This is a genomic window from Mesorhizobium sp. SP-1A (assembly GCF_032460275.1).
Taxonomy (GTDB): domain Bacteria; phylum Pseudomonadota; class Alphaproteobacteria; order Rhizobiales; family Rhizobiaceae; genus Mesorhizobium.
Genome location: NZ_JAVXZD010000009.1, coordinates 38,969 through 56,772, shown reverse-complemented (window position 1 = coordinate 56,772; position 17,804 = coordinate 38,969). Strand labels below are relative to the sequence as shown.

Sequence of the window (17,804 nt, the reverse complement as noted above, 5' to 3'; positions counted from 1 at the left end):
GGCGGGCGGCCTAATCGGGGCAGGCTCAGGAGTACGGACGATGCATTCGTTCAGCGTCTTCGACAGATATTCGAGGTTTCTCGCCCTGGCCGCGCTGTTCGGCGCGATCGGCGCTGGTGCCAGCGCCTGCACCGAGGCGAAGACGGAGGCGGTCGAAACCATCCGGCCGGTCAAGGTCGTCGAAATCGCAAGCGCCGATGCCGGCCGCGAGCTCGTCTATTCCGGCGCGGTGAGGGCGCGCACCGAGATGAGCCTCGGCTTCCGCGTTCCCGGCAAGATCATCGAACGGCTGGTCGACGTCGGCGACCGCGTGAAGCCGGGAGACGTGCTGGCCCGCATCGACGCGACGGACTACGAGCTGGCCGTGCAGACGGCCGAGGCCAATCTCGACGCAGCCAAAAAGCAGGCCGAAACGGCCGGATTCACGCTGAAACGGGCCCAGCAGCTCTTCCAGCGGAAGTTCTCTTCCCAAGCGGAGCTCGACGCGGCGACGCTGGGCTACCAGCAGGCCACGGCGAGCCGGGACGCGGCGTTTTCCGCGCTCCGCCAGACGACGAACCAGGTTTCCTATGCGCAGCTGAAGGCCGACCGCAGCGGCATCGTGACGGCCGTCAGCGCCGACAGGGGCCAGGTCGTCGGCACCGGCACGCCGGTTCTCGCGGTGGCGGCGGACGGCGAGAAGGAAGTCCAGATCGCCGTGCCGGAAACGGACATTTCGCACTTCAGGCGCGACCAGGCCATCGAAGTCGGCTTCTGGACCGACGACCGGCTGCGGCTGGACGGAAAGGTGCGGGAGGTGGCCGGCAGCGCGGACCCGCAGTCGCGGACCTTCTCCGTCCGCGTCAGCCTTCCGGACGATCCGCGCGTGCTGCTCGGCATGACGGCCACGGTCCGGGCAAAGGTCGAGGCCGCGCCGCGGTCGGCGTCGGTGCCGCTCGCGGCGCTGGCCGACAGGGACGGCAAGCCGATCGTGTGGGTGGTGGACCAGCGCACCGCGACGGTCCATGCGCGCGACGTCGCCGTGGCGGATTTCACGCCCGACGGGGTCCGCGTCGCGCAGGGGTTGCAGCCTGGCGACCTCGTGGTGGCCGCCGGCACGCAGTTCATGACCGAGAACCTGAAGGTGAAGCTGCCGGACGACCGGAGCGCCGCGTCTGCCGACGCCGTCGCCGTCCGCTGAACCAACCCGCTCGACCAGGAGGCGGTCATGACGATCTCCGCTGACGCCAAGGAGCCCTTCAACCTGTCGCGCTGGGCGATCCGCCACCCCAGCATCGCGCGGTTCCTGTTCGGGCTGATCATCATTGCCGGCGCGTTCGGCCTGCTGCGCATGGGCCAGAGCGAGGATCCGGCCTTCACCTTCCGCGTCATGGTCGTCCAGGCCGTGTGGCCCGGCGCATCGCTGCAGGACATGGAAGACCAGGTCGTCAACAAGATCGAGCGCAAGCTGCAGGAAACGCCGCACCTGGATTTCGTGCGCTCCTATTCGCGGCCCGGAAGCGCCATCATCACCGTCCAGATCAAGGGCGACACGGACGCGGCGCAGGTCGCGGACGCCTTCTATCAGGTGCGCAAGAAGGTCGGCGACATCGCCGGCGACCTGCCGCGCGGATTGCTGGGGCCCTATTTCAACGACGAGTTCGGCGACACCTTCATCACGCTGCATTCGATCAGCGGCGACGGATACAGCTATCCGGAGCTGAAAAAATTCGCCGTCCAGGCGCGCGACGTGCTGCTGACGACGCCGGGCGTGGAGAAGGCCGTCATCATCGGCGACCAGCCGCAGGCGATCTACATCGACGTTTCGTCCAAGGCGCTGGCCGAGCGCGGACTGACGGTGCTCGACCTGCAGAACGCGATCAGGGGCCAGAACAATGTCGATCCGGCCGGCACTGTCGATACCGGCACGCGTTCGGTGCGCATTTCCGTCGAGGGCGACCTGAAAAAGGTGGCGGAGCTGCGCGAACTGCGCCTGCGCACCGGCAACGGCGTGATCCGGCTCGGCGACATAGCCATGGTGACCGCCGGCCTTCAGGACCCGCCCCAGCGCAGATACCGTTTCAACGGCCATGACAGCGTCCAGATCGGCGTGGTCATGGCCAAGGGCTTCAAGGTCACGGATGTCGGCGCCGCGGTCCGGGAAACATATGACCGCTTCGAGAAATCCCTGCCCTACGGGGTGTCGATCGACCAGATCGCCAACCAGCCGAAGGTGGTGACCGATGCCATCGGCGAGTTCATGCGGGCTCTGGGCGAAGCGCTCGCCATCGTGCTCGCCGTCTCCTTCCTGTCGATCGGCTGGCGCTCGGGCCTGGTGATCGCCATCGCCATCCCGCTCGTCCTGGCCGCGACCTTCGCCATCATGTACGAACTGGGCATCGACCTGCAGCGCATTTCGCTCGGCGCGCTCATCATCGCGCTCGGGCTGCTAGTCGACGACGCCATGATCGTGGTGGAACTCATGGAACGCAAGCTGGAGGAGGGGCTGGTCAAGCTCGATGCGGCCAGCTTCGCCTACAGCTCGACCGCTTTCCCGATGCTGACCGGCACACTGATCACCACCGCCGGCTTCATCCCGGTCGGCTTCGCGGCCTCGACCGCCGGCGAATATGTGCGCTCGCTGTTCTACGTGGTCGGCATCGCTCTCGTCGTGTCCTGGTTCGTGGCGGTCTACTTCACGCCCTGGCTCGGCTATGCGATCCTGAAGCAGCGCCGCCACGCCGGCGAGCGTCACGACGTCTTCGATACGCCCTTCTACCGGCGTCTCAGGGCAACCGTGGGCTGGGCGGTGCGGCACCGCATCGCCGTCCTGGTCCTGACGCTGGCGGCGTTCGGCGCCAGCCTCTGGTCGTTCCAGTTCATTCCCCAGAACTTCTTCCCGCAATCCGAACGTCCCGAGATCCTTGTCGATCTGTGGCTGCCCGAAGGCACCAGCATCAAGGAGGTCGAAAAGCAGGCCGAGGCCCTCGAAGCGAGGATGATGGACGACCCCGACAAGCGGTTCATCGCCACCTATGTCGGCGAGGGCGCGCCGCGCTTCTTCCTGCCGCTCGACCAGCAGCTCGCCAACCCGAACTTCGCCCAGCTCCTGGTCATGGCCAGGGACGAGCCGGCGCGCGAGCGCCTGATCGTCAAGCTGCGCTCGATCCTCGCAAGGGATTTCCCCTCGATCCGCGCCAAGGTGGATCGCCTCTTCCTCGGGCCGCCGACGGGCTGGCCCGTGCAGATGCGCGTGATGGGCCCCGACCGCAAGCAGGTGCGCGCCATCGCCGACCAGGTCAAGGCGCGGTTCCAGGCCGATCCGTTGCTCGGCGCCGTGCATGACGACTGGCTCGAGCCGGTGCCCTCGATGAAGCTGGTGATCGATCAGGACCGGGCACGGGCGCTCGGCGTCACCTCGCAGCGCGTGCGCCAGGTGCTGCAGGCCGCGACGTCCGGCGCGCCGCTCGACCAGTTCCGCGACGGCGAGGAAACGGTCTCGATCGTGGCGCGCGAGCCGGATGCCAGCCGCTCGCTGCTGTCGGCCGTCGATTCCGTCTATGTGCCGACGGATTTCGGCGGCTTCGTGCCGGTTTCGCAGATCGCCAAGGTGGCGCCCGTCATGGAGCAGGGAATCGAATGGCGGCGCGACCGGCTGCCCACGATCTCGGTGCGCGCGACGCTGCCCGACGGCGTCCAGTCGAACGACGTCGTCACCCGGCTCTACGACGGCATGAAGGACCTGCGGGCCAGCCTGCCGGCCGGCTACAAGATCGAGATCCAGGGAGGCGCAGAGGATTCGGCCGAAAGCCAGGCCTCGATCGCCGCCAAGGCGCCGATCATGCTGCTGGTCATCGTCGTGCTGCTGATGGCGCAGCTGCAGCATTTCGGCAAGGCGATGCTGGTGCTGGCGACCGGCCCGCTCGGCATCATCGGCGCCGCCGCGGCGCTGCTCGTCAGCGGCGCCCCCTTCGGCTTCGTGGCGATCCTCGGGGTGATCGCCCTGCTCGGCATCATCATGCGCAATTCCATCATCCTCGTCGACCAGATCGACCAGGACATCGCCGGCGGCATGGAGCGCGCCGAGGCGATCGTCGGCGCGGCCGTACGCCGTTTCAGGCCGATCATGCTGACCGCGCTGACGGCGGTGCTGGCGCTGATCCCGATCTCGCGCGGCGTTTTCTGGGGCCCTCTGGCCTATGCGATGATGGGCGGCATCCTGGTTGCGACCGTGCTGACCATCCTGGTCCTGCCGGCCGGCTACGCGCTCTTCTTCGCGCGGCAGAAAAAGGGCGGGCACGCCGCCGCCGCGCATGACCCGAACGCCGGCCACGGCGTCGCGGAAACCGGCAACCGCCCGGCGCTGGCGGCCGAATAGCAGACAAGGCGCCGAGCGCGGCGGGAACGGACCTCGTCGCCGAGGTCGGCCATTTGATCGCCCTCGATCAACATGCCGAGGGTCTTGAACCGCTCCTTGCCTTCTGGCGGTAGTGCTCCGGAGCCCGAACTAGATGCGCGACCTTTCGAAGGCGGCCCATGCGGCCTCGAAAGCCGCGAAATCGAAACCCGGACGACGGGCCGGATCGAGGATCAGGCGCTCGCTCGCCTGGAGCTTCGCGATGGAACGGGCCAGAACGGGTATCGTCTCGTTCGGCACCACCACGGCGCCGTGCCGGTCGGCATGCACCAGTTCGCCTGGCGCCACCTCGAGACCGAAGACATTGACCCGTTCGTCGAAATCCACGACATGGACAAAGCCATGGCTGGGGCCGACCGAGCCGGCGATGACCTGGAAATCCGCGGCCATGTCACCCAGGTCGCGCATCACGCCGTTGGTCAGCGCACCCGAGACACCGAGCCCCTTGTGGACTTCCGTATTGATTTCGCCCCAGTAGGCGCCGACGCAGTCGGGGAAGTCGAGGTCTTCGATCACGGCCAGAGCCGGGCGCGGCGCTTCCGCCATGTATTTGTAATAGGCCATGCGCCGGGCTCTCACCGTCTCGGCCGCATCGCCGGACGGCGTCCTGGCGCGTATCCGCGCCGTTCTGGCGAAGCCGACGATAGGGGCCAGACCGGGATGGGCCGCCAGCACCGTCCGGCGGGTAAAGCGGTCGAATCCCCGCCTGCCCTGCGCCACTTCGATCGCGTTGCAGACGGTTGGCGTATCGACCGAGCGCAGCAGGTCGAGAAGGCTGGGGTCCAGGGTCTTGGTGTTCATGCTTTTCTCGTGAGCCAGGATTCCAAGGCGGCGTTGACGTGAGCGGGTTGTTCGAGCGTCGAGAGGTGCCCCGCCGCTGCCACGATCCTGAGCTCCGCGCGCCGGTTGAGCGCCGAAATCGCTTGATGGCGGGACACCGGACATACGATGTCCTCCGCCCCGCACAGGACCAGCATGGGGCGGGCGTATGCGGCGACGACATCTTCGGCGCCGTTGCGATCGCGCAGGGCAATGGACTGGTTGACGAAAGCGCGCGCCCCGACGTCGCGCGCCATGGCCATGACGAGGCCCCGGAGCGTCGCGTCGTCCTTGTTCGCGGCCGAAAAATAGAACGGCATCATCTCTTCGGCGACGACCCGCTCGAACCCGCCCGACCGGGCAGCCGAGATCTGCCGGTTGCGGATCTCATGACGCTCGGGGGCATCGGCCAGATGATTGGTGTCGAGGAGCGCCAGGCGCTCGATCCTGTCCGGGGACTGCCTCGCCATTTCCATTGCGACGATGCCGCCCATCGAAAGCCCGCAAAGGGCGAAGGCGGGAAAGGGACAGGAGGTCAGGACCTCCTGCGCCAGTTCCGTAATCGATGCCTTGCGGCCGATGTCGGGAATCCAGATGTCGCAGCCTGCCGAAAGATGCGCCGACTGCGGCGCGAACAGCCTTTCGTCGCACATCATTCCCGGCACCAGGACCAGGGCCTGCCGTTTGGCTCGCATCTATGCCGCTTCCCGAGAAAGGGCGCCGTTCCGACGATGGCGCCGCCGAGCTTCACTGCCGAGCTTCACTGCCGCGTCGGGCCCGCCTGGTCGTCGGTGTTGCGGACGCGGAACAGGGCCGCTTCCCCGGACATGGACGGCGCAAGCGAGCGCTCCAGCCCTGGCGGGACCGCGCAGGTGTCGCCCGGTGCGAGCGTGACCGAACCGGCCTGCCACTCCAGCCGCCAGTGGCCGCGATGCACGAGCAGCACCTCGTGCCGGTCCGTCGAATAGCGGCCCGGCCCGAGCGAGCGGGCGCTCAGGAATTCGACCTCGAACCCGGTCCTGTCGCGGATCATGGCCTCGGGGGACGCTCCGATCACGCGTGCCGGGGCGGATTTCGACAGCGACACCATGTCGAGATAGCGTCCGACATAGGCGGGAACCACCTTGTCGACGGGCGTTTCGGGGAAGCGCTCCAGCTCCTCTCCGGTCAGCAACGGCATCGGCTTCACGCCCGCCGGCAGGTGCTCGCCCTTCTTGCTGTCGTAGAGCCTGCCGGTCTCGGACAGCACCAGGCCGTGAGCGCGCGCGTCCTCGATGACCTGCGGCGCCCAGATCACACCGCCGCCCGCGTCATCGCCGCCGAGGATCGCCATGATGATCCCGTAGTCCGTGCCGATGTTCTCGAAGCCGCGGAAAATGCCCGTCGGAATGTCGAAGATGTCGCCCTCTTCGAGGATCACCTCCCCGGCCGTGCCGTTGCGACCCCAGAAGAAGCGCCAGCGGCCCTTGTGCACGTAGAACACTTCCGCCGTGCGGTGCGAATGCAGCGAGTTGCGGCACTTCGGCGGCTGTCCGGCCGCGCCGATGTTGAACCCCGGCGTGTCCCTGATGTGGACATGCTGGTCGGCGCTTTCCGACACGCCGCCGCCGATGATGGTGAAATTCTCCTTCTGGTCGGAGCCTGGCGTGTGGGCATCGATGAAGGCGGTCTTGCACGGCACAAGATCGCCATAGCGCACGATGCGCTTTTCCATGTCTGCGGGTGTCATGTGATCATCCTGTCTTGAGAAGAATTTGCTTCCAGATCGCGGTCTCGTCGAAGAGCACGTATTCGCGCCGGAGCCCCCAGGGGCCGAACTCCGCGTGGCTGATGCCCATCACGTGGACATCGGCTCCCGTAGGGGTGCCAAAGGCCCCCCAGCCTTCGTGCTTGCCCGTCAACGACCAGCGCAGCGCGGCACGCGGGGAGAATTCCGGATCGTCGCGGCCGATCCGGTGATGGATTTCGAATTTCGCGTTGGGCAGAGCGGCCCTCAGGCCCATCCAGAACTGGTCCGCATCGCCGAAGCCGTGACCGGTCACCCCGCCCGGCAGCTCCAACTGCACGGCGCGATCATATTCCTCGTTGATGACCGCCATGTCGGCGCCCATGATACGGCTCAGTATGTCGGCATAGCGCTGGCCTGTGGGATGATCGTTGCCCGTGCCGGCATAGCCGCCGCTCACGTCCATTTCCGGCGTGAAGGGCTTCACGCATTTTTCCGGGCCGCCTTCTCGCTCGATGAGATCAGCCGCGAACGCCTTCGGGTCCCACCCCATCTGGCGAACGATCGCACCCTGGTCGCGAACCAGCCATTCGTCGTAGATCTGGTTCTCGCGCACCGCGCAATCGGCAAGGATGCGGTAGGTCAGCTTCCTTCCCGTAGCTTCCCCGTACATGCCGGGCCGGGAGTGGGTCGCGGTCGAGAGCAGCCGGTGGGACGACAGGAAACCCTGATCTTCATCCCCGCACCAGATCACGTCCTCGCCCAGAAGCGTCCGGTCGGGGAATTCCGCGAGCGTCGCCATGGTCGCGGCGATGACGTTCTTGTTGCCGATGACCAGCGACGCGGGCGAGCGCACGGGCATCGTCTCCGCATAGTAGCGGTGCAGCGTGGAGATTCGGCGGTCTTCCCAGATCTCCTTCGTGATCCCGATGATGTAGTCGGGCAAATCCCTGAACTTGGGATCGAATCCTTTGAGAGCCATGTCAGTACCTCATCCGGCGGTCCATCCGCCGTCGATCAGAAGTGAAGTTCCGGTAATCATCGCCGCCGCGTCCCCGGCCAGGAAAACCACCGCGCCCATGATGTCCTCGATCTCGGCCAGCCGGCCGAGCTTGATCTTGGAAGCGACCCAGGCCGCACGCTCCGGATTGGCGAAGGTCTGTTCGGTGAGCGGCGTGCGCACGAAGGTGGGGCAGACGGTGTTGATCCTTATGCGATGTGGCGCGAGCTCGATGGCAGCCGACTTGGTCATGCCTTCGATGGCGTGCTTCGTGGCGGCGTAGACCGTGCGGTCGATCCCTCCGACATGCCCCATCTGCGACGAGATGCCGATGATCGATCCGCCCTTCCCCGCCGCGATCATGCCCCGCGCAACGGCCTGGGTGGCGAAATAGGCGCCGCGCAGATTGACGCTGACGACGGCGTCGAAATCCGCCGCGGTGGTTTCGGCAAGCGGCGCATGGCGGGCCGCTCCCGCGTTGGAGACGAAGACGTCGAAGGGACCGGCACTCTGGATGGCGGCGCCGGCCGCGGCGACGTCGTCCACGTCGAGCACCAACGGCTCGGCGGACAGGCCGGCGGCAACGATCGCCCCGGCCGCCTCCTCCAGCGCCTCCCTTCCCCGCGCGGCGCACACAACATGTGCGCCCGCTTCGGCAAGGGCGGCCGCGCAACCCAGTCCGATGCCGCGCGAGGCCCCGGTCACCAGGGCCCGGCGTCCGTCGAGGCGCATGGAGGGCGTGCGCGGCAGCGGCATCATTCCGCGGCCTCCGCATAGGGGATGTCGCGGTGACCGTACCGCCTGACCCGCACGTTCGCCTGCTCGGCGTGCCCGACAAAGCCTTCAAGCATGCACAGGCGCGAACAATATGCGCCGACGAGAGCGGAAGCCTCGTCGGTCAGCACTTTCTGGTAGCTGTGGGTCTTGAGGAACTTTCCGACCCACAGGCCACCGGTATAGCGGCCCGCCTTCTTCGTCGGCAGCGTGTGATTGGTGCCGATCACCTTGTCGCCATAGGCGACGTTCGTGCGTGCTCCCAGGAAGAGCGCGCCGTAGCTGGTCATGTTCTCGAGGAACCAGTCGTCGCGGTCGGTCATCACCTGAACGTGCTCGGAGGCGATGAAGTCCGCCTGCTCCAGCATCTCTTCATAGGTGTCGCAGACGATAACCTCGCCGTAGTCTTCCCAGGACTTGCGCGCCGTCGCGCCCGTTGGCAGGATTTTCAGCAGGCGCTCGATCTCGGCCATGGTCGCGAGCGCCAGGCTTTCCGAATTGGTCAGCAGCACGGCGGGGGAGTTCGCCCCATGCTCCGCCTGACCGAGCAGGTCGGTCGCGCAGATCTCCGCGTCGATGGTCTCGTCGGCGATAACCATGGTCTCGGTGGGACCCGCGAACAGGTCGATGCCGACGCGGCCGAACAGCTGGCGCTTGGCCTCCGCCACGAAGGCGTTGCCGGGACCGACCAGCATGTCCACCGCCGCGATCGTTTCGGTGCCGAGCGCCATGGCGCCGACCGCCTGGATGCCGCCGAGGCAGTAGATCTCGTCGGCGCCGCCCAGATGCATGGCGGCGACGATCGCGGGGTGCGGCGCGCCGTCCTGCGGCGGCGCCGATGCGACGACGCGCTTGACCCCGGCCACCTTGGCCGTCACCACGCTCATGTGGGCCGACGCGACCATCGGGTATTTACCGCCCGGCACGTAGCATCCGACCGAATTGACGGGGATGTTGCGATGGCCGAGGACGACGCCCGGCAGCGTTTCGACCTCGATGTCGCGCATGGAAGCTTTCTGGGCCTCGGCGAAATTGCGGACCTGCGCCTGCGCGAACCTGATGTCGTCGAGATCGCGTTTCGCGACCTTGGCCAGCGCCGCCTCGATTTCCCGTTCGCTCAGCCGGAACGAGGCCGGGCTGAACTTGTCGAACTTTTCGGAAAGTTCGCGCACGGCCGCGTCGCCGCGCTTTTCGATGTCGGCGAGGATGGCTTCCACCGTCGCCCGGACCCGGGCGTCGTCCTCGGCGCGGGCCTCGGCGCTTATGGCAGTCTTGAGATGGCGTATCATGAGCGTTTCCTGCGTTCCTTCCCGTCAGGCGGCCTTGTTGTCGGGACGCGGAGGAACCTTGCGGCCGGCATCGTACTCTTCCCAGCCGTGGCCGTTGAACGGATCGACGCCGAGCTGGCGCATCACATGCGGGAAATCGACCATCACCCAGTTGTCGACGATCTTGCCGTCGACCACCTTCCAGAAATCCATGTAGCGGATTTCGACGCGCTTTCCGGTCGGGGCGATGCCCATGAACTCGCCCGAATGCGTCGCCTCCTGACGGCCGAACGCCGCCATCCACTCGCCTTCGGCCAGCCTCGCCTCGTCGATGCAGACCTTGTCGGAGAAAGCCGCCTGGAACGGACGCTGCCAATTGTCCTGGAATTCCTTCAGGCCGTTCTTGGTGCCGCAGCCCGCATTGCCCATCCAGCGGAAGTTCTGGGCGAAGAAGGTGCCGATGCCGTCGATGACGTGATCGTTGAGGCCGTCGACCATCGTTTCCACGACGCGGCGGGTCGCCTCGGTCTTCGAACGGTCGTTGTTCTTGGTAAGCACTGCCTGCTCCGGACGTGAGCCTTTCATGTTCGTTCTCCGTTATCCCTTGACCGCGCCGGCGGTCAGGCCGGACACGAGTTGCTTCTGGAAGACCATGACCAGGAGGAACAGCGGCGCCGTGATCGACACGGCCGCCGCCACCGCCTGGACCTGGTCGGTGGTGGTGGTTTCGCGGTTGAAGAAGCCGGTGATGGCCGGCACCATCGTCTGCGACTGCGCGTCCAGCAACAGCGAGCAGACCAGGTAGTCGTTGTAGGCGAGCAGGAACGAGAACAGCCCGGTGGTGATCACGCCCGGCCACATCACCGGCATGATGACGCGCCAGAAGGCGCCGAAGTGCGAGCATCCGTCGACCCGGGCGGCCTCGTCGAGTTCCTGGGGAATGTTCTGGAAGAACGAGCGCAGCATCCAGATCGTGAACGGCTGGTTGATCGACACCAGCACCATGATGACCGCCAGCGGCTGGCCGTAGAGCGTGGGCGGCGCATCGGAAAAGAGATGCAGGACCGGACCCAGGAGCGGCGCGTTCCACAGCGGCATCAGCAGCGCGCGCGAATTGATGAACGCCGGCAGATATCCCGTGACCAGAACGGAGTGCGGCAGCGCCCGGAAGATCAGTGCCGCGATCAGCAGCCAGAACGCCAGGCTGCTGTTGGCGCGCGCCAGGCCGTAACCCGCCAGCGTGCCGACGGTCAGCGAGATGGCGACCGTCCCGAAGGTGATGACGAGCGAGTTGATGAAATTGCGGTAGAAGCCGTAGCCGAACCAGACGGCACGGTAGTGTTCCGTCGTGAGCCCCAGGATCGGCTTCGAGAGAAGGCGCAGGCCCGGGATCGCGGACAATGCCGCCTCCACTGCCCGAACCAGCGCGGGCACCAGCCACCAGAAGGCCACGGCGCATCCGGCCACGCACAGGACCGACACCGCAAGCCAGCCGAGCGGCGCCAGCGAACCGGGAGCGATCGCCCGCACCAGCTTTCGCGCCCGCCGGGTGACCAGCAGCCACACCGCCCAGCCTGCCGCCAGGAAGATCGCGATGCCCGCTATCGAAATGCCGCCGCGCTCCGCCAGCGTACCATATCCGACGACGACTTGAAGGGGATCGTCGGCAAAGGCATCCAGCGGCAGCTTGACCGACATCAGGACGATCCAGGCCAGCGGGAACGCCGCCAACAGCGACCAGAAGCCGATGAACCCTCCGGTGACGATCTTCAGTCCGAGCGGATGCGCGAGCGCCTTCGTCTGAACCATGTCGCGCTCCTAGCAGCTGCGCTTGTGGTCGCGCCAGGCCCGGCGCAACAATGGGACAAGCAGGATCACGATGCCGATCATCGTCAGCATCGAAGAGGCGGAGGCGCGCGGTATCGACCGGTTGCCGGTATTGTCCGGGATCAGGAAGTCATAGGTCAGCCATTGCAGCGAGATGCGGTAGGACTGGCTGGAGAAGCCGATCACCTCCTCGAACACACGATAGGAGTCCATGAGGTGGATCAGGGCCACGAACACGATCAGCGGCATCAGATGCGGTATGATGACATAGCGCAGGCGCTCCAGGCGCGTGGCCCCGTCGATGATGGCGGATTCCATCGTGTCGTTGTCCACCGTCTGCAGCCCCGCGTAGAAGATGACGAAGGCGAAGGGCGTCACCGACCAGACCCGATAGAAGATCATCAGGGCTTCGATCGCCCAGCCGTTCGAGAAAACCGAAACCTTGTGCCCGAGCAGGTGCTGCAGCGCCGCGGTCATGATGCCGTCGCCGACGAACAGCCAGCGGATGGAAAGCGCGCCGATCACGGGCGTAATGATGAACGGCAGCAGGGTGACGAAGATGAGCGGCCCGCGCAGCGAGCGCAGCGTGTTTTCCACCGCCAGCGCCACCAGCAGGCCCAGCCCCAGCACCAGCGGCAGCGTGACGAAGGTGAAGGTCAATGTGAACCGCAACGCCTTGTAGAAGTCGATGTTGAGAAGCGCTGCAAACCCGCCCCCGCCCGGAGCGAACGCCTTCATCACCGCATTCGGCTTCAGGAGTTCCAGATAGTTGGCGAAGCCGACGAAGCGGGTCTCCACGAGGGGTTTGCCGTTCTCGTCCAGAACCGCCTGGCTCTTGGTTTCCTGGACGCAGTTCTGCGTGACGAATCCCGGCGTGCAGGTTTCGACGGTGACCTGCTTGTAGACCTGCTGCGTGATCTGGAAGCTTTGCACGAAGACGGCGACCAGCGGCACGGCGATGAACAGGATCATCAGCGCCAGCGAAGGCGCCACGAAGGCGAAGAACACGCGAGGTTTCATCGGCAGGCTCCCTTGCTGGAGTTACTCGAATGTCCCCCCGCAACCAGGGGAGACGGTTTGTCGGGCGCGGGCTGATCCGAGGTCACGCCTGCGTGGCTTGTCCGGACCATGGTCCCGAAGGCGTCGGCCCCGGGACCATGCCGAGGGAACTACTTGATCAGGCCCTGCTCCTTGGCGGCCGTCGTGTACTGGGCCTCGATGTCGGCGAGCGTCTCCTGCGCGGTTTTCTTGCCGGTCAGGAAATCGCCGGCATGGTCGCCGAACGCGCTGTGCAGGAGGCCCATGGCCGTGGTCGCGGGATAGGCCGGGGCGCCCGCCTTGGCGGTCTCGAACGCGCCCTGCGCCAGATCGTTGGGCTTGTAGCCCTTCACCAGCCACACGGCCGCGTCGTTGTTTGCCTTCACCATATCTTCCTTCAGGCCTTCCATGGCCAGCCGGAATGCCGCGTCCGCCTGCTCGTCGCTGATGTTCGCGGCGATGGTCATGCCGTCCCACCAGATCGTCGTGGCGGGCTTTCCGCCCGGCACGGCGGCCGGCGCCGGGCCGACGGCGATCTTGCCGACCACCTTGGATTCGGCGGGGTTCTCCAGCGATCCGGCGCGCGAAGCCCAGAAATTGGCCATCGCGATCTTGCCTTGCTGGAACTGCTGCTGGACGACGGTGGAGTCGGCGACGAGGAATTCGGGATCCATGTATCCGCTGAGCGCCTTCAGCATCTCCAGCGTCTTGACACCGGCTTCGTTGTTCACGGTCGCGGCGTTGTCGTCGCCGAAGAACTTGCCGCCGAAGCCGAGATACATGTTGACGAATTCTTCGCCGAGGTTCCAGCCCGTCTTGAAGGTGCCGCCGATCGGGTACTGCATTTTCCCCGAGTCCTTGATCTTCTTCGCCGCCGCAAGCATCTCGTCATAGGTCTTGGGAGGCTGTATCGCGAGTTCGTCGAGGATGTCCTTGCGATAGACGAGATGCTGCGTATTGACCATCATCGCTATGGCCATCGTCTTGCCGTCGATCCTGATCAGCTGGTTCGGCTGCAGGTTCTGCCCGTATTTGGCGATGAGCCCGTCGAGCGGACGAATGGTTCCGTCCTGCAGCAGCGGCACGATGGTCTCGGTGGCAACGCCGGCGATCTGGTAGAGGGCGGGCTTGGCCGCCATCGCGGCCTGCTCCTTCTGCCCGAAATCCTGGTCCAGTTCGGGCTGGAAGTTGCCGCATTCCGACATGGCGCCCGTCACGGCTTTCCAGGCTTCGAAACCCGCGCTGAGCGATTTCAGCGGAACCGTGTTCTTGTAGCTGCAGGCCGCGTGGGCGCCCGCAGGAACCGAAAGCGCAAGCGCCACCGCCAATCCGATTTTCGTGATCATTTCTACCTCCCTGTGATGTCGCGCCGTCCCGACGGCGTGAAGAATCGCCTCGCTCTAGAGACGCACCCCGGTCGACCGGGCGAACAAATGGCAGATCTCCGGCCGCACGACGAAGCCGACCGGATCGCCGATCTCGGCCCTGAATTCCTTCGACGCTTTGACCGCGAGCGAGGCGCCTCCCGTCCTCACCGTGACCATTGTGGCTTCGCCGAGCAGTTCGACGCTGTAGATCGGCGCGCGGACCTGGGCGGCCTGGATGTCGCCGACGGCGGCATCCTCGGCCCGGAAACCGAGCGTCACCGGCCCGCTGAAGTCGTCGCGCAGGCCGTCGATGCGGACATCCCCGGCATTGAAGACGCCGCCGTTCAGTTCGCCGTCGATCAGATTCATCGCGGGCGAGCCGATGAAGCCGGCGACGAAGGTGTTGGCCGGCCTGTCGTAGATTTCCATGGGCGTGCCGACCTGCTGGAAGACGCCCTTGTTCATCACCACCACCCGGTCGGCCAGCGTCATCGCCTCGATCTGGTCGTGCGTGACGTAGATCGTCGTGACCTGCAATTCGTGATGCAGGTTCTTGAGCTGCGCGCGGGTCGAAACGCGCAGCTTGGCATCGAGGTTGGAAAGCGGCTCGTCCATGAGGAACACCGCCGGCCGCCGCACGATGGCCCGGGCAAGCGCCACGCGCTGCCTCTGCCCGCCCGACAGTTCACGCGGACGCCGGCCGAGCAGCGGCCCGAGCTCGACCATGTCGGCGGCACGCCGCACCCGGGCCTCCTGGTTGGCCGGATCGATCTTGCGCACCTTCAGGGGAAAGCGGATGTTCTCGAAAACGGTGAGGTTGGGATAGAGTCCGTAGCTCTGGAAGACCATGGCCACATCCCGGTCCTTGGGCTCCAGGTCGTTGACCACACGGTCGCCGATCATGATCTTGCCCGAAGTCGGGTCCTCCAGCCCGGCGATCATGCGCATCGTGGTCGTCTTGCCGCAACCCGACGGGCCCAGAAACACCGTGAACTCCCGGTCCGGAATATCCAGCGAAACTTCCTGCACGCCGGTGAAGGCTCCCCAGCGCTTGGTCACGCCGCATAACGATACTGATGCCATGCAAGCCTCTTGCTGGTCCGAAACAGCCAGGACGACGCGATCGAAATCGCGATCCGCGGATAATCAGTGGCAAATTTTGAATACGTATGCAAGTGCCCTGACGGCCTTTCCTGCTGAATTTTAGCAATGGATGATCGACCTGCGGCGGGAGCGCGCTTCACGTTTTTCCGTTTGGCATTTTGAATCAAAGAGATATCTGGAATATCCGTCACCGGGCGCTTCCGCCGAAATTGCAGCGGCATCGCCGATCGTTGGCTTCGGATCGGTCCGCGCGATTGACTTTGTGACTACGTATGCAATAAATGCGAAAATCGCGATCGGATCCGGCGTCGACCCATGAGCCTTGAGAGCATCACCCTTCAAAACAAGAAGTTCGCGTTCGCCGCGCTGGCGCGCATAGCCGAGGCGAATTCCTCCACGATCGGAGCGCGCCTGGCGGAGGCCTATCACCCGAATGCGCATTGGCGCGGCTCTCACCCCCTCAACGAGATGACCGGCCTGGAGGAGATGGAACAGAAGGTCTGGCGGCCGCTGCACGCCGCCTTTCCCGACCTGGAGCGCCGCGACACCATCTTCATGGGCGGCAGCTGCTACGGAACCGACCTCGTGGGCGCCGTCGGCCACTATTGCGGAACCTTTCGCAACGACTGGCTGTCGATCCCGGCAACGGGGCGGCCGATCTACATCCGCTACGGGGAGTTTCATCGGATCGTCGATGGCAAGATAAGCTCGAGCACCGTGCTGGTCGATATCCTGGACGTGATGCGGCAGGCGGGATTCTGGCCCCTGGCGCCCAGCCTCGGAACCGAGGAGCAATGGCCCTGCCCCATCAGCGCAGACGGCATCCTGCTGACCGAACAGGATGCCGCCACGTCGGCGGCGAGCCTGAAGCTCACGCTCGACATGCAGGCCACGCTGGGCGCCTATGACGACGAGCGCGCGGAAGGGCGCGAGGGGCTCCTCGACATGCCGCAGAAGGAGTTCTGGCACCCGAAGATGATGTGGTACGGGCCCGCGGGCATCGGAACCACACGCACGCTCCAGGGCTTCGTCGACTATCACCAGCTTCCTTTCCGCGTTGCTTTTCCCAACCGCGAAGGGGGCAACCACTATGCCCGCATCGGCGACGGGAAATATTCGGCGACAGGCGGCTGGCCGAGCGTTCGCGCCCGGCATCTCGGGGGCAATTTCCTCGGCGTGGCGCCTACGGGCAGGGATGTCGCCATGCGCGTGATGGACTTCTATCTCGCGGACGGCGGCCTGATCCGGGAAAACTGGGTGCCGCTCGACATCATTCATCTTCTTCTGCAGATGGACATTGACGTCTTCGCCCGGATGCAGTCGTTCTTTCGGCGCGGCCGGTAGTCGAACACCTGCCGGGAGGGGGAAACGTGATCAGCAGCATGCGAGCCGGACTGCGAAGGGCGCGAGCCGATGGCTAAGGATCCGGTCACGTCCGAAGATGTGGCGCGCCTGGCGCAGGTCTCGCAGTCGGCGGTAAGCCGCACCTTCACGCCCGGCGCAAGCGTCTCGAAGCAGACCAAGGAGCGTGTCCTGAAGGCGGCGCGCGAATTGGGCTACCGTCCCAACGCCCTGGCCCGCGCGATGATCAGCGGCCGGTCGCGGCTTATCGCCGTCCTCGTGGCGTACCTGGACAATCAATTCTATCCGATCGTCCTCGAGAAGCTGACGAGAGCCCTGCAGGAGAACGATTTCCAGGTCCTCCTTTTCATGACCGACCCGGGCAACCAGGACCAGATGGTGCTGAAGATGTTGCAGTACCAGGTCGAAGGAATCGTCATGGCGTCGGCCACGATGTCGTCGAGCCTCGCCCGCGAATGCGCCGACACCGGCATCCCGGTGGTGCTGTTCAACCGCTATGTCCCGATTTCCCCCGCAAGCAGCGTGACCTCGGACAATATGGAGGGCGGCCAGCTCCTCGGCCGGCTTCTCGTGGCGGCCGGGCATGAAAGGATCGCCTTCATAGCGGGCGCCGAAGACTCCTCCACCAACCGGGATCGCGAGGCGGGATTCCGGAAGGCGCTTGCGGAAAGCGGCCACGCTTTGTGGCGACGTGAAATCGGCGACTACAGCTTCGCCGGTGCCGCCGACGCGACACGCAGGCTTTTCGCAGGCAAGGATCGGCCCGACGCCATCTTCGTCGCGAACGACCATATGGCGTTTTCGGCGATGGACGTCATTCGCGGCGAACTCGGCCTTCGCATCCCGCAGGACGTATCGGTCGTGGGCTACGACGACGTTCCGGAAGCCGGCTGGGGCGGCTATAGACTGACCAGCGTCGCGCAGCGCGCCGACCGGATGATCGGCGAAACGGTCAATATCCTGCTGCAACAGATCGAGACGCAGGAGGTGAGGAAGGCCAACGTCGTCATTCCGGCGGAAATCTCGATACGGACGTCCGCCCGGCTGCCCGACAACGCGGTGCTCGACAGCATCATCGCGCAAAGCCGCCGCTAGGGCATGTTCCCGAACCGGTTTTCCGACA

General features: G+C 65.6%; 16 protein-coding genes. 4 read left to right on the top strand and 12 right to left on the bottom strand.

The genetic code is table 11. From position 1 onward, the window contains the following. Positions 1-40 precede the first annotated feature (40 nt). Together QU595_RS26805 and QU595_RS26800 are read left to right on the top strand one after the other, a co-directional pair. Positions 41-1,180 carry an efflux RND transporter periplasmic adaptor subunit gene (locus tag QU595_RS26805; RefSeq protein ID WP_315927751.1) on the top strand — a complete coding sequence of 380 codons (1,140 nt, stop codon included), beginning with the start codon at positions 41-43 and terminating at the stop codon, positions 1,178-1,180. Positions 1,181-1,207: 27 nt separating this feature from the next. After that, positions 1,208-4,357, top strand: coding sequence for an efflux RND transporter permease subunit (locus QU595_RS26800; RefSeq protein ID WP_315927749.1), 3,150 nt, complete (start codon positions 1,208-1,210; stop codon positions 4,355-4,357). 129 nt (positions 4,358-4,486) lie between these two features. Here QU595_RS26800 and QU595_RS26795 read toward each other — a convergent pair whose 3' ends face one another. From QU595_RS26795 to QU595_RS26740, 12 genes are all read right to left on the bottom strand, one after another. After that, a complete protein-coding gene (locus QU595_RS26795; protein ID WP_315927747.1) occupies positions 4,487-5,197 on the bottom strand; it encodes an RraA family protein in 711 nt (236 codons plus the stop codon). After that, complete coding sequence (locus QU595_RS26790; protein WP_315927745.1) at positions 5,194-5,910, bottom strand: alpha/beta hydrolase; 717 nt, start codon at positions 5,908-5,910, stop codon at positions 5,194-5,196. Before QU595_RS26790 ends, QU595_RS26795 begins: the two co-directional genes overlap by 4 nt. A gap of 65 nt (positions 5,911-5,975) precedes the next feature. Then, a complete protein-coding gene (locus QU595_RS26785; protein WP_315927743.1) occupies positions 5,976-6,944 on the bottom strand; it encodes a cupin domain-containing protein in 969 nt (322 codons plus the stop codon). Positions 6,945-6,948: 4 nt separating this feature from the next. Continuing rightward, positions 6,949-7,923: an ester cyclase gene (locus QU595_RS26780; protein ID WP_315927741.1), complete on the bottom strand. Its 975-nt coding sequence runs from the start codon at positions 7,921-7,923 to the stop codon at positions 6,949-6,951. Between the two features lie 9 nt (positions 7,924-7,932). Further along, the gene (locus tag QU595_RS26775) at positions 7,933-8,697 is read right to left on the bottom strand and encodes an SDR family NAD(P)-dependent oxidoreductase (protein WP_315927908.1); all 765 of its coding nucleotides are present in this window, start codon (positions 8,695-8,697) and stop codon (positions 7,933-7,935) included. After that, positions 8,697-10,004: a histidinol dehydrogenase gene (gene hisD, locus QU595_RS26770; protein ID WP_315927739.1), complete on the bottom strand. Its 1,308-nt coding sequence runs from the start codon at positions 10,002-10,004 to the stop codon at positions 8,697-8,699. Before hisD ends, QU595_RS26775 begins: the two co-directional genes overlap by 1 nt. A gap of 24 nt (positions 10,005-10,028) precedes the next feature. Further along, on the bottom strand, positions 10,029-10,568 hold the full coding sequence (locus QU595_RS26765) for an ester cyclase (RefSeq protein ID WP_315927737.1): 540 nt from the start codon (positions 10,566-10,568) through the stop codon (positions 10,029-10,031). Positions 10,569-10,580: 12 nt separating this feature from the next. Next, positions 10,581-11,792 (bottom strand): carbohydrate ABC transporter permease, encoded by a 1,212-nt coding sequence (locus tag QU595_RS26760; RefSeq protein ID WP_315927735.1) that lies wholly within the window; start codon positions 11,790-11,792, stop codon positions 10,581-10,583. Positions 11,793-11,801: 9 nt separating this feature from the next. Then, positions 11,802-12,830, bottom strand: coding sequence for a sugar ABC transporter permease (locus QU595_RS26755; protein ID WP_315927733.1), 1,029 nt, complete (start codon positions 12,828-12,830; stop codon positions 11,802-11,804). Between the two features lie 149 nt (positions 12,831-12,979). Continuing rightward, a complete protein-coding gene (locus QU595_RS26750; protein WP_315927731.1) occupies positions 12,980-14,194 on the bottom strand; it encodes an extracellular solute-binding protein in 1,215 nt (404 codons plus the stop codon). Positions 14,195-14,248: 54 nt separating this feature from the next. Further along, entirely contained in the window at positions 14,249-15,298 is a 1,050-nt protein-coding gene (locus QU595_RS26745; RefSeq protein ID WP_315927729.1) for an ABC transporter ATP-binding protein, read from the bottom strand. Further along, positions 15,271-15,540: a hypothetical protein gene (locus QU595_RS26740; protein WP_315927727.1), complete on the bottom strand. Its 270-nt coding sequence runs from the start codon at positions 15,538-15,540 to the stop codon at positions 15,271-15,273. The genes QU595_RS26745 and QU595_RS26740 overlap by 28 nt, the downstream gene beginning before the upstream one ends. 94 nt (positions 15,541-15,634) lie before the next feature. On the opposite strand from QU595_RS26740, the gene QU595_RS26735 reads away from it, so the two are divergent. Next, entirely contained in the window at positions 15,635-16,663 is a 1,029-nt protein-coding gene (locus QU595_RS26735; protein ID WP_315927725.1) for an ester cyclase, read from the top strand. 69 nt (positions 16,664-16,732) lie between these two features. Further along, entirely contained in the window at positions 16,733-17,776 is a 1,044-nt protein-coding gene (locus tag QU595_RS26730; RefSeq protein WP_315927723.1) for a LacI family DNA-binding transcriptional regulator, read from the top strand. Positions 17,777-17,804 lie beyond the last annotated feature (28 nt).

Coding starts and splice junctions, on each gene's coding strand:
- QU595_RS26805 (WP_315927751.1), top strand. CDS start 41: ATGCATTCGTTCAGCGTCTTCGACAGATATTCGAGGTTTCTCGCCCTG.
- QU595_RS26800 (WP_315927749.1), top strand. CDS start 1,208: ATGACGATCTCCGCTGACGCCAAGGAGCCCTTCAACCTGTCGCGCTGG.
- QU595_RS26795 (WP_315927747.1), bottom strand. CDS start 5,197: ATGAACACCAAGACCCTGGACCCCAGCCTTCTCGACCTGCTGCGCTCG.
- QU595_RS26790 (WP_315927745.1), bottom strand. CDS start 5,910: ATGCGAGCCAAACGGCAGGCCCTGGTCCTGGTGCCGGGAATGATGTGC.
- QU595_RS26785 (WP_315927743.1), bottom strand. CDS start 6,944: ATGACACCCGCAGACATGGAAAAGCGCATCGTGCGCTATGGCGATCTT.
- QU595_RS26780 (WP_315927741.1), bottom strand. CDS start 7,923: ATGGCTCTCAAAGGATTCGATCCCAAGTTCAGGGATTTGCCCGACTAC.
- QU595_RS26775 (WP_315927908.1), bottom strand. CDS start 8,697: ATGCCGCTGCCGCGCACGCCCTCCATGCGCCTCGACGGACGCCGGGCC.
- hisD (WP_315927739.1), bottom strand. CDS start 10,004: ATGATACGCCATCTCAAGACTGCCATAAGCGCCGAGGCCCGCGCCGAG.
- QU595_RS26765 (WP_315927737.1), bottom strand. CDS start 10,568: ATGAAAGGCTCACGTCCGGAGCAGGCAGTGCTTACCAAGAACAACGAC.
- QU595_RS26760 (WP_315927735.1), bottom strand. CDS start 11,792: ATGGTTCAGACGAAGGCGCTCGCGCATCCGCTCGGACTGAAGATCGTC.
- QU595_RS26755 (WP_315927733.1), bottom strand. CDS start 12,830: ATGAAACCTCGCGTGTTCTTCGCCTTCGTGGCGCCTTCGCTGGCGCTG.
- QU595_RS26750 (WP_315927731.1), bottom strand. CDS start 14,194: ATGATCACGAAAATCGGATTGGCGGTGGCGCTTGCGCTTTCGGTTCCT.
- QU595_RS26745 (WP_315927729.1), bottom strand. CDS start 15,298: ATGGCATCAGTATCGTTATGCGGCGTGACCAAGCGCTGGGGAGCCTTC.
- QU595_RS26740 (WP_315927727.1), bottom strand. CDS start 15,540: ATGCCGCTGCAATTTCGGCGGAAGCGCCCGGTGACGGATATTCCAGAT.
- QU595_RS26735 (WP_315927725.1), top strand. CDS start 15,635: ATGAGCCTTGAGAGCATCACCCTTCAAAACAAGAAGTTCGCGTTCGCC.
- QU595_RS26730 (WP_315927723.1), top strand. CDS start 16,733: ATGGCTAAGGATCCGGTCACGTCCGAAGATGTGGCGCGCCTGGCGCAG.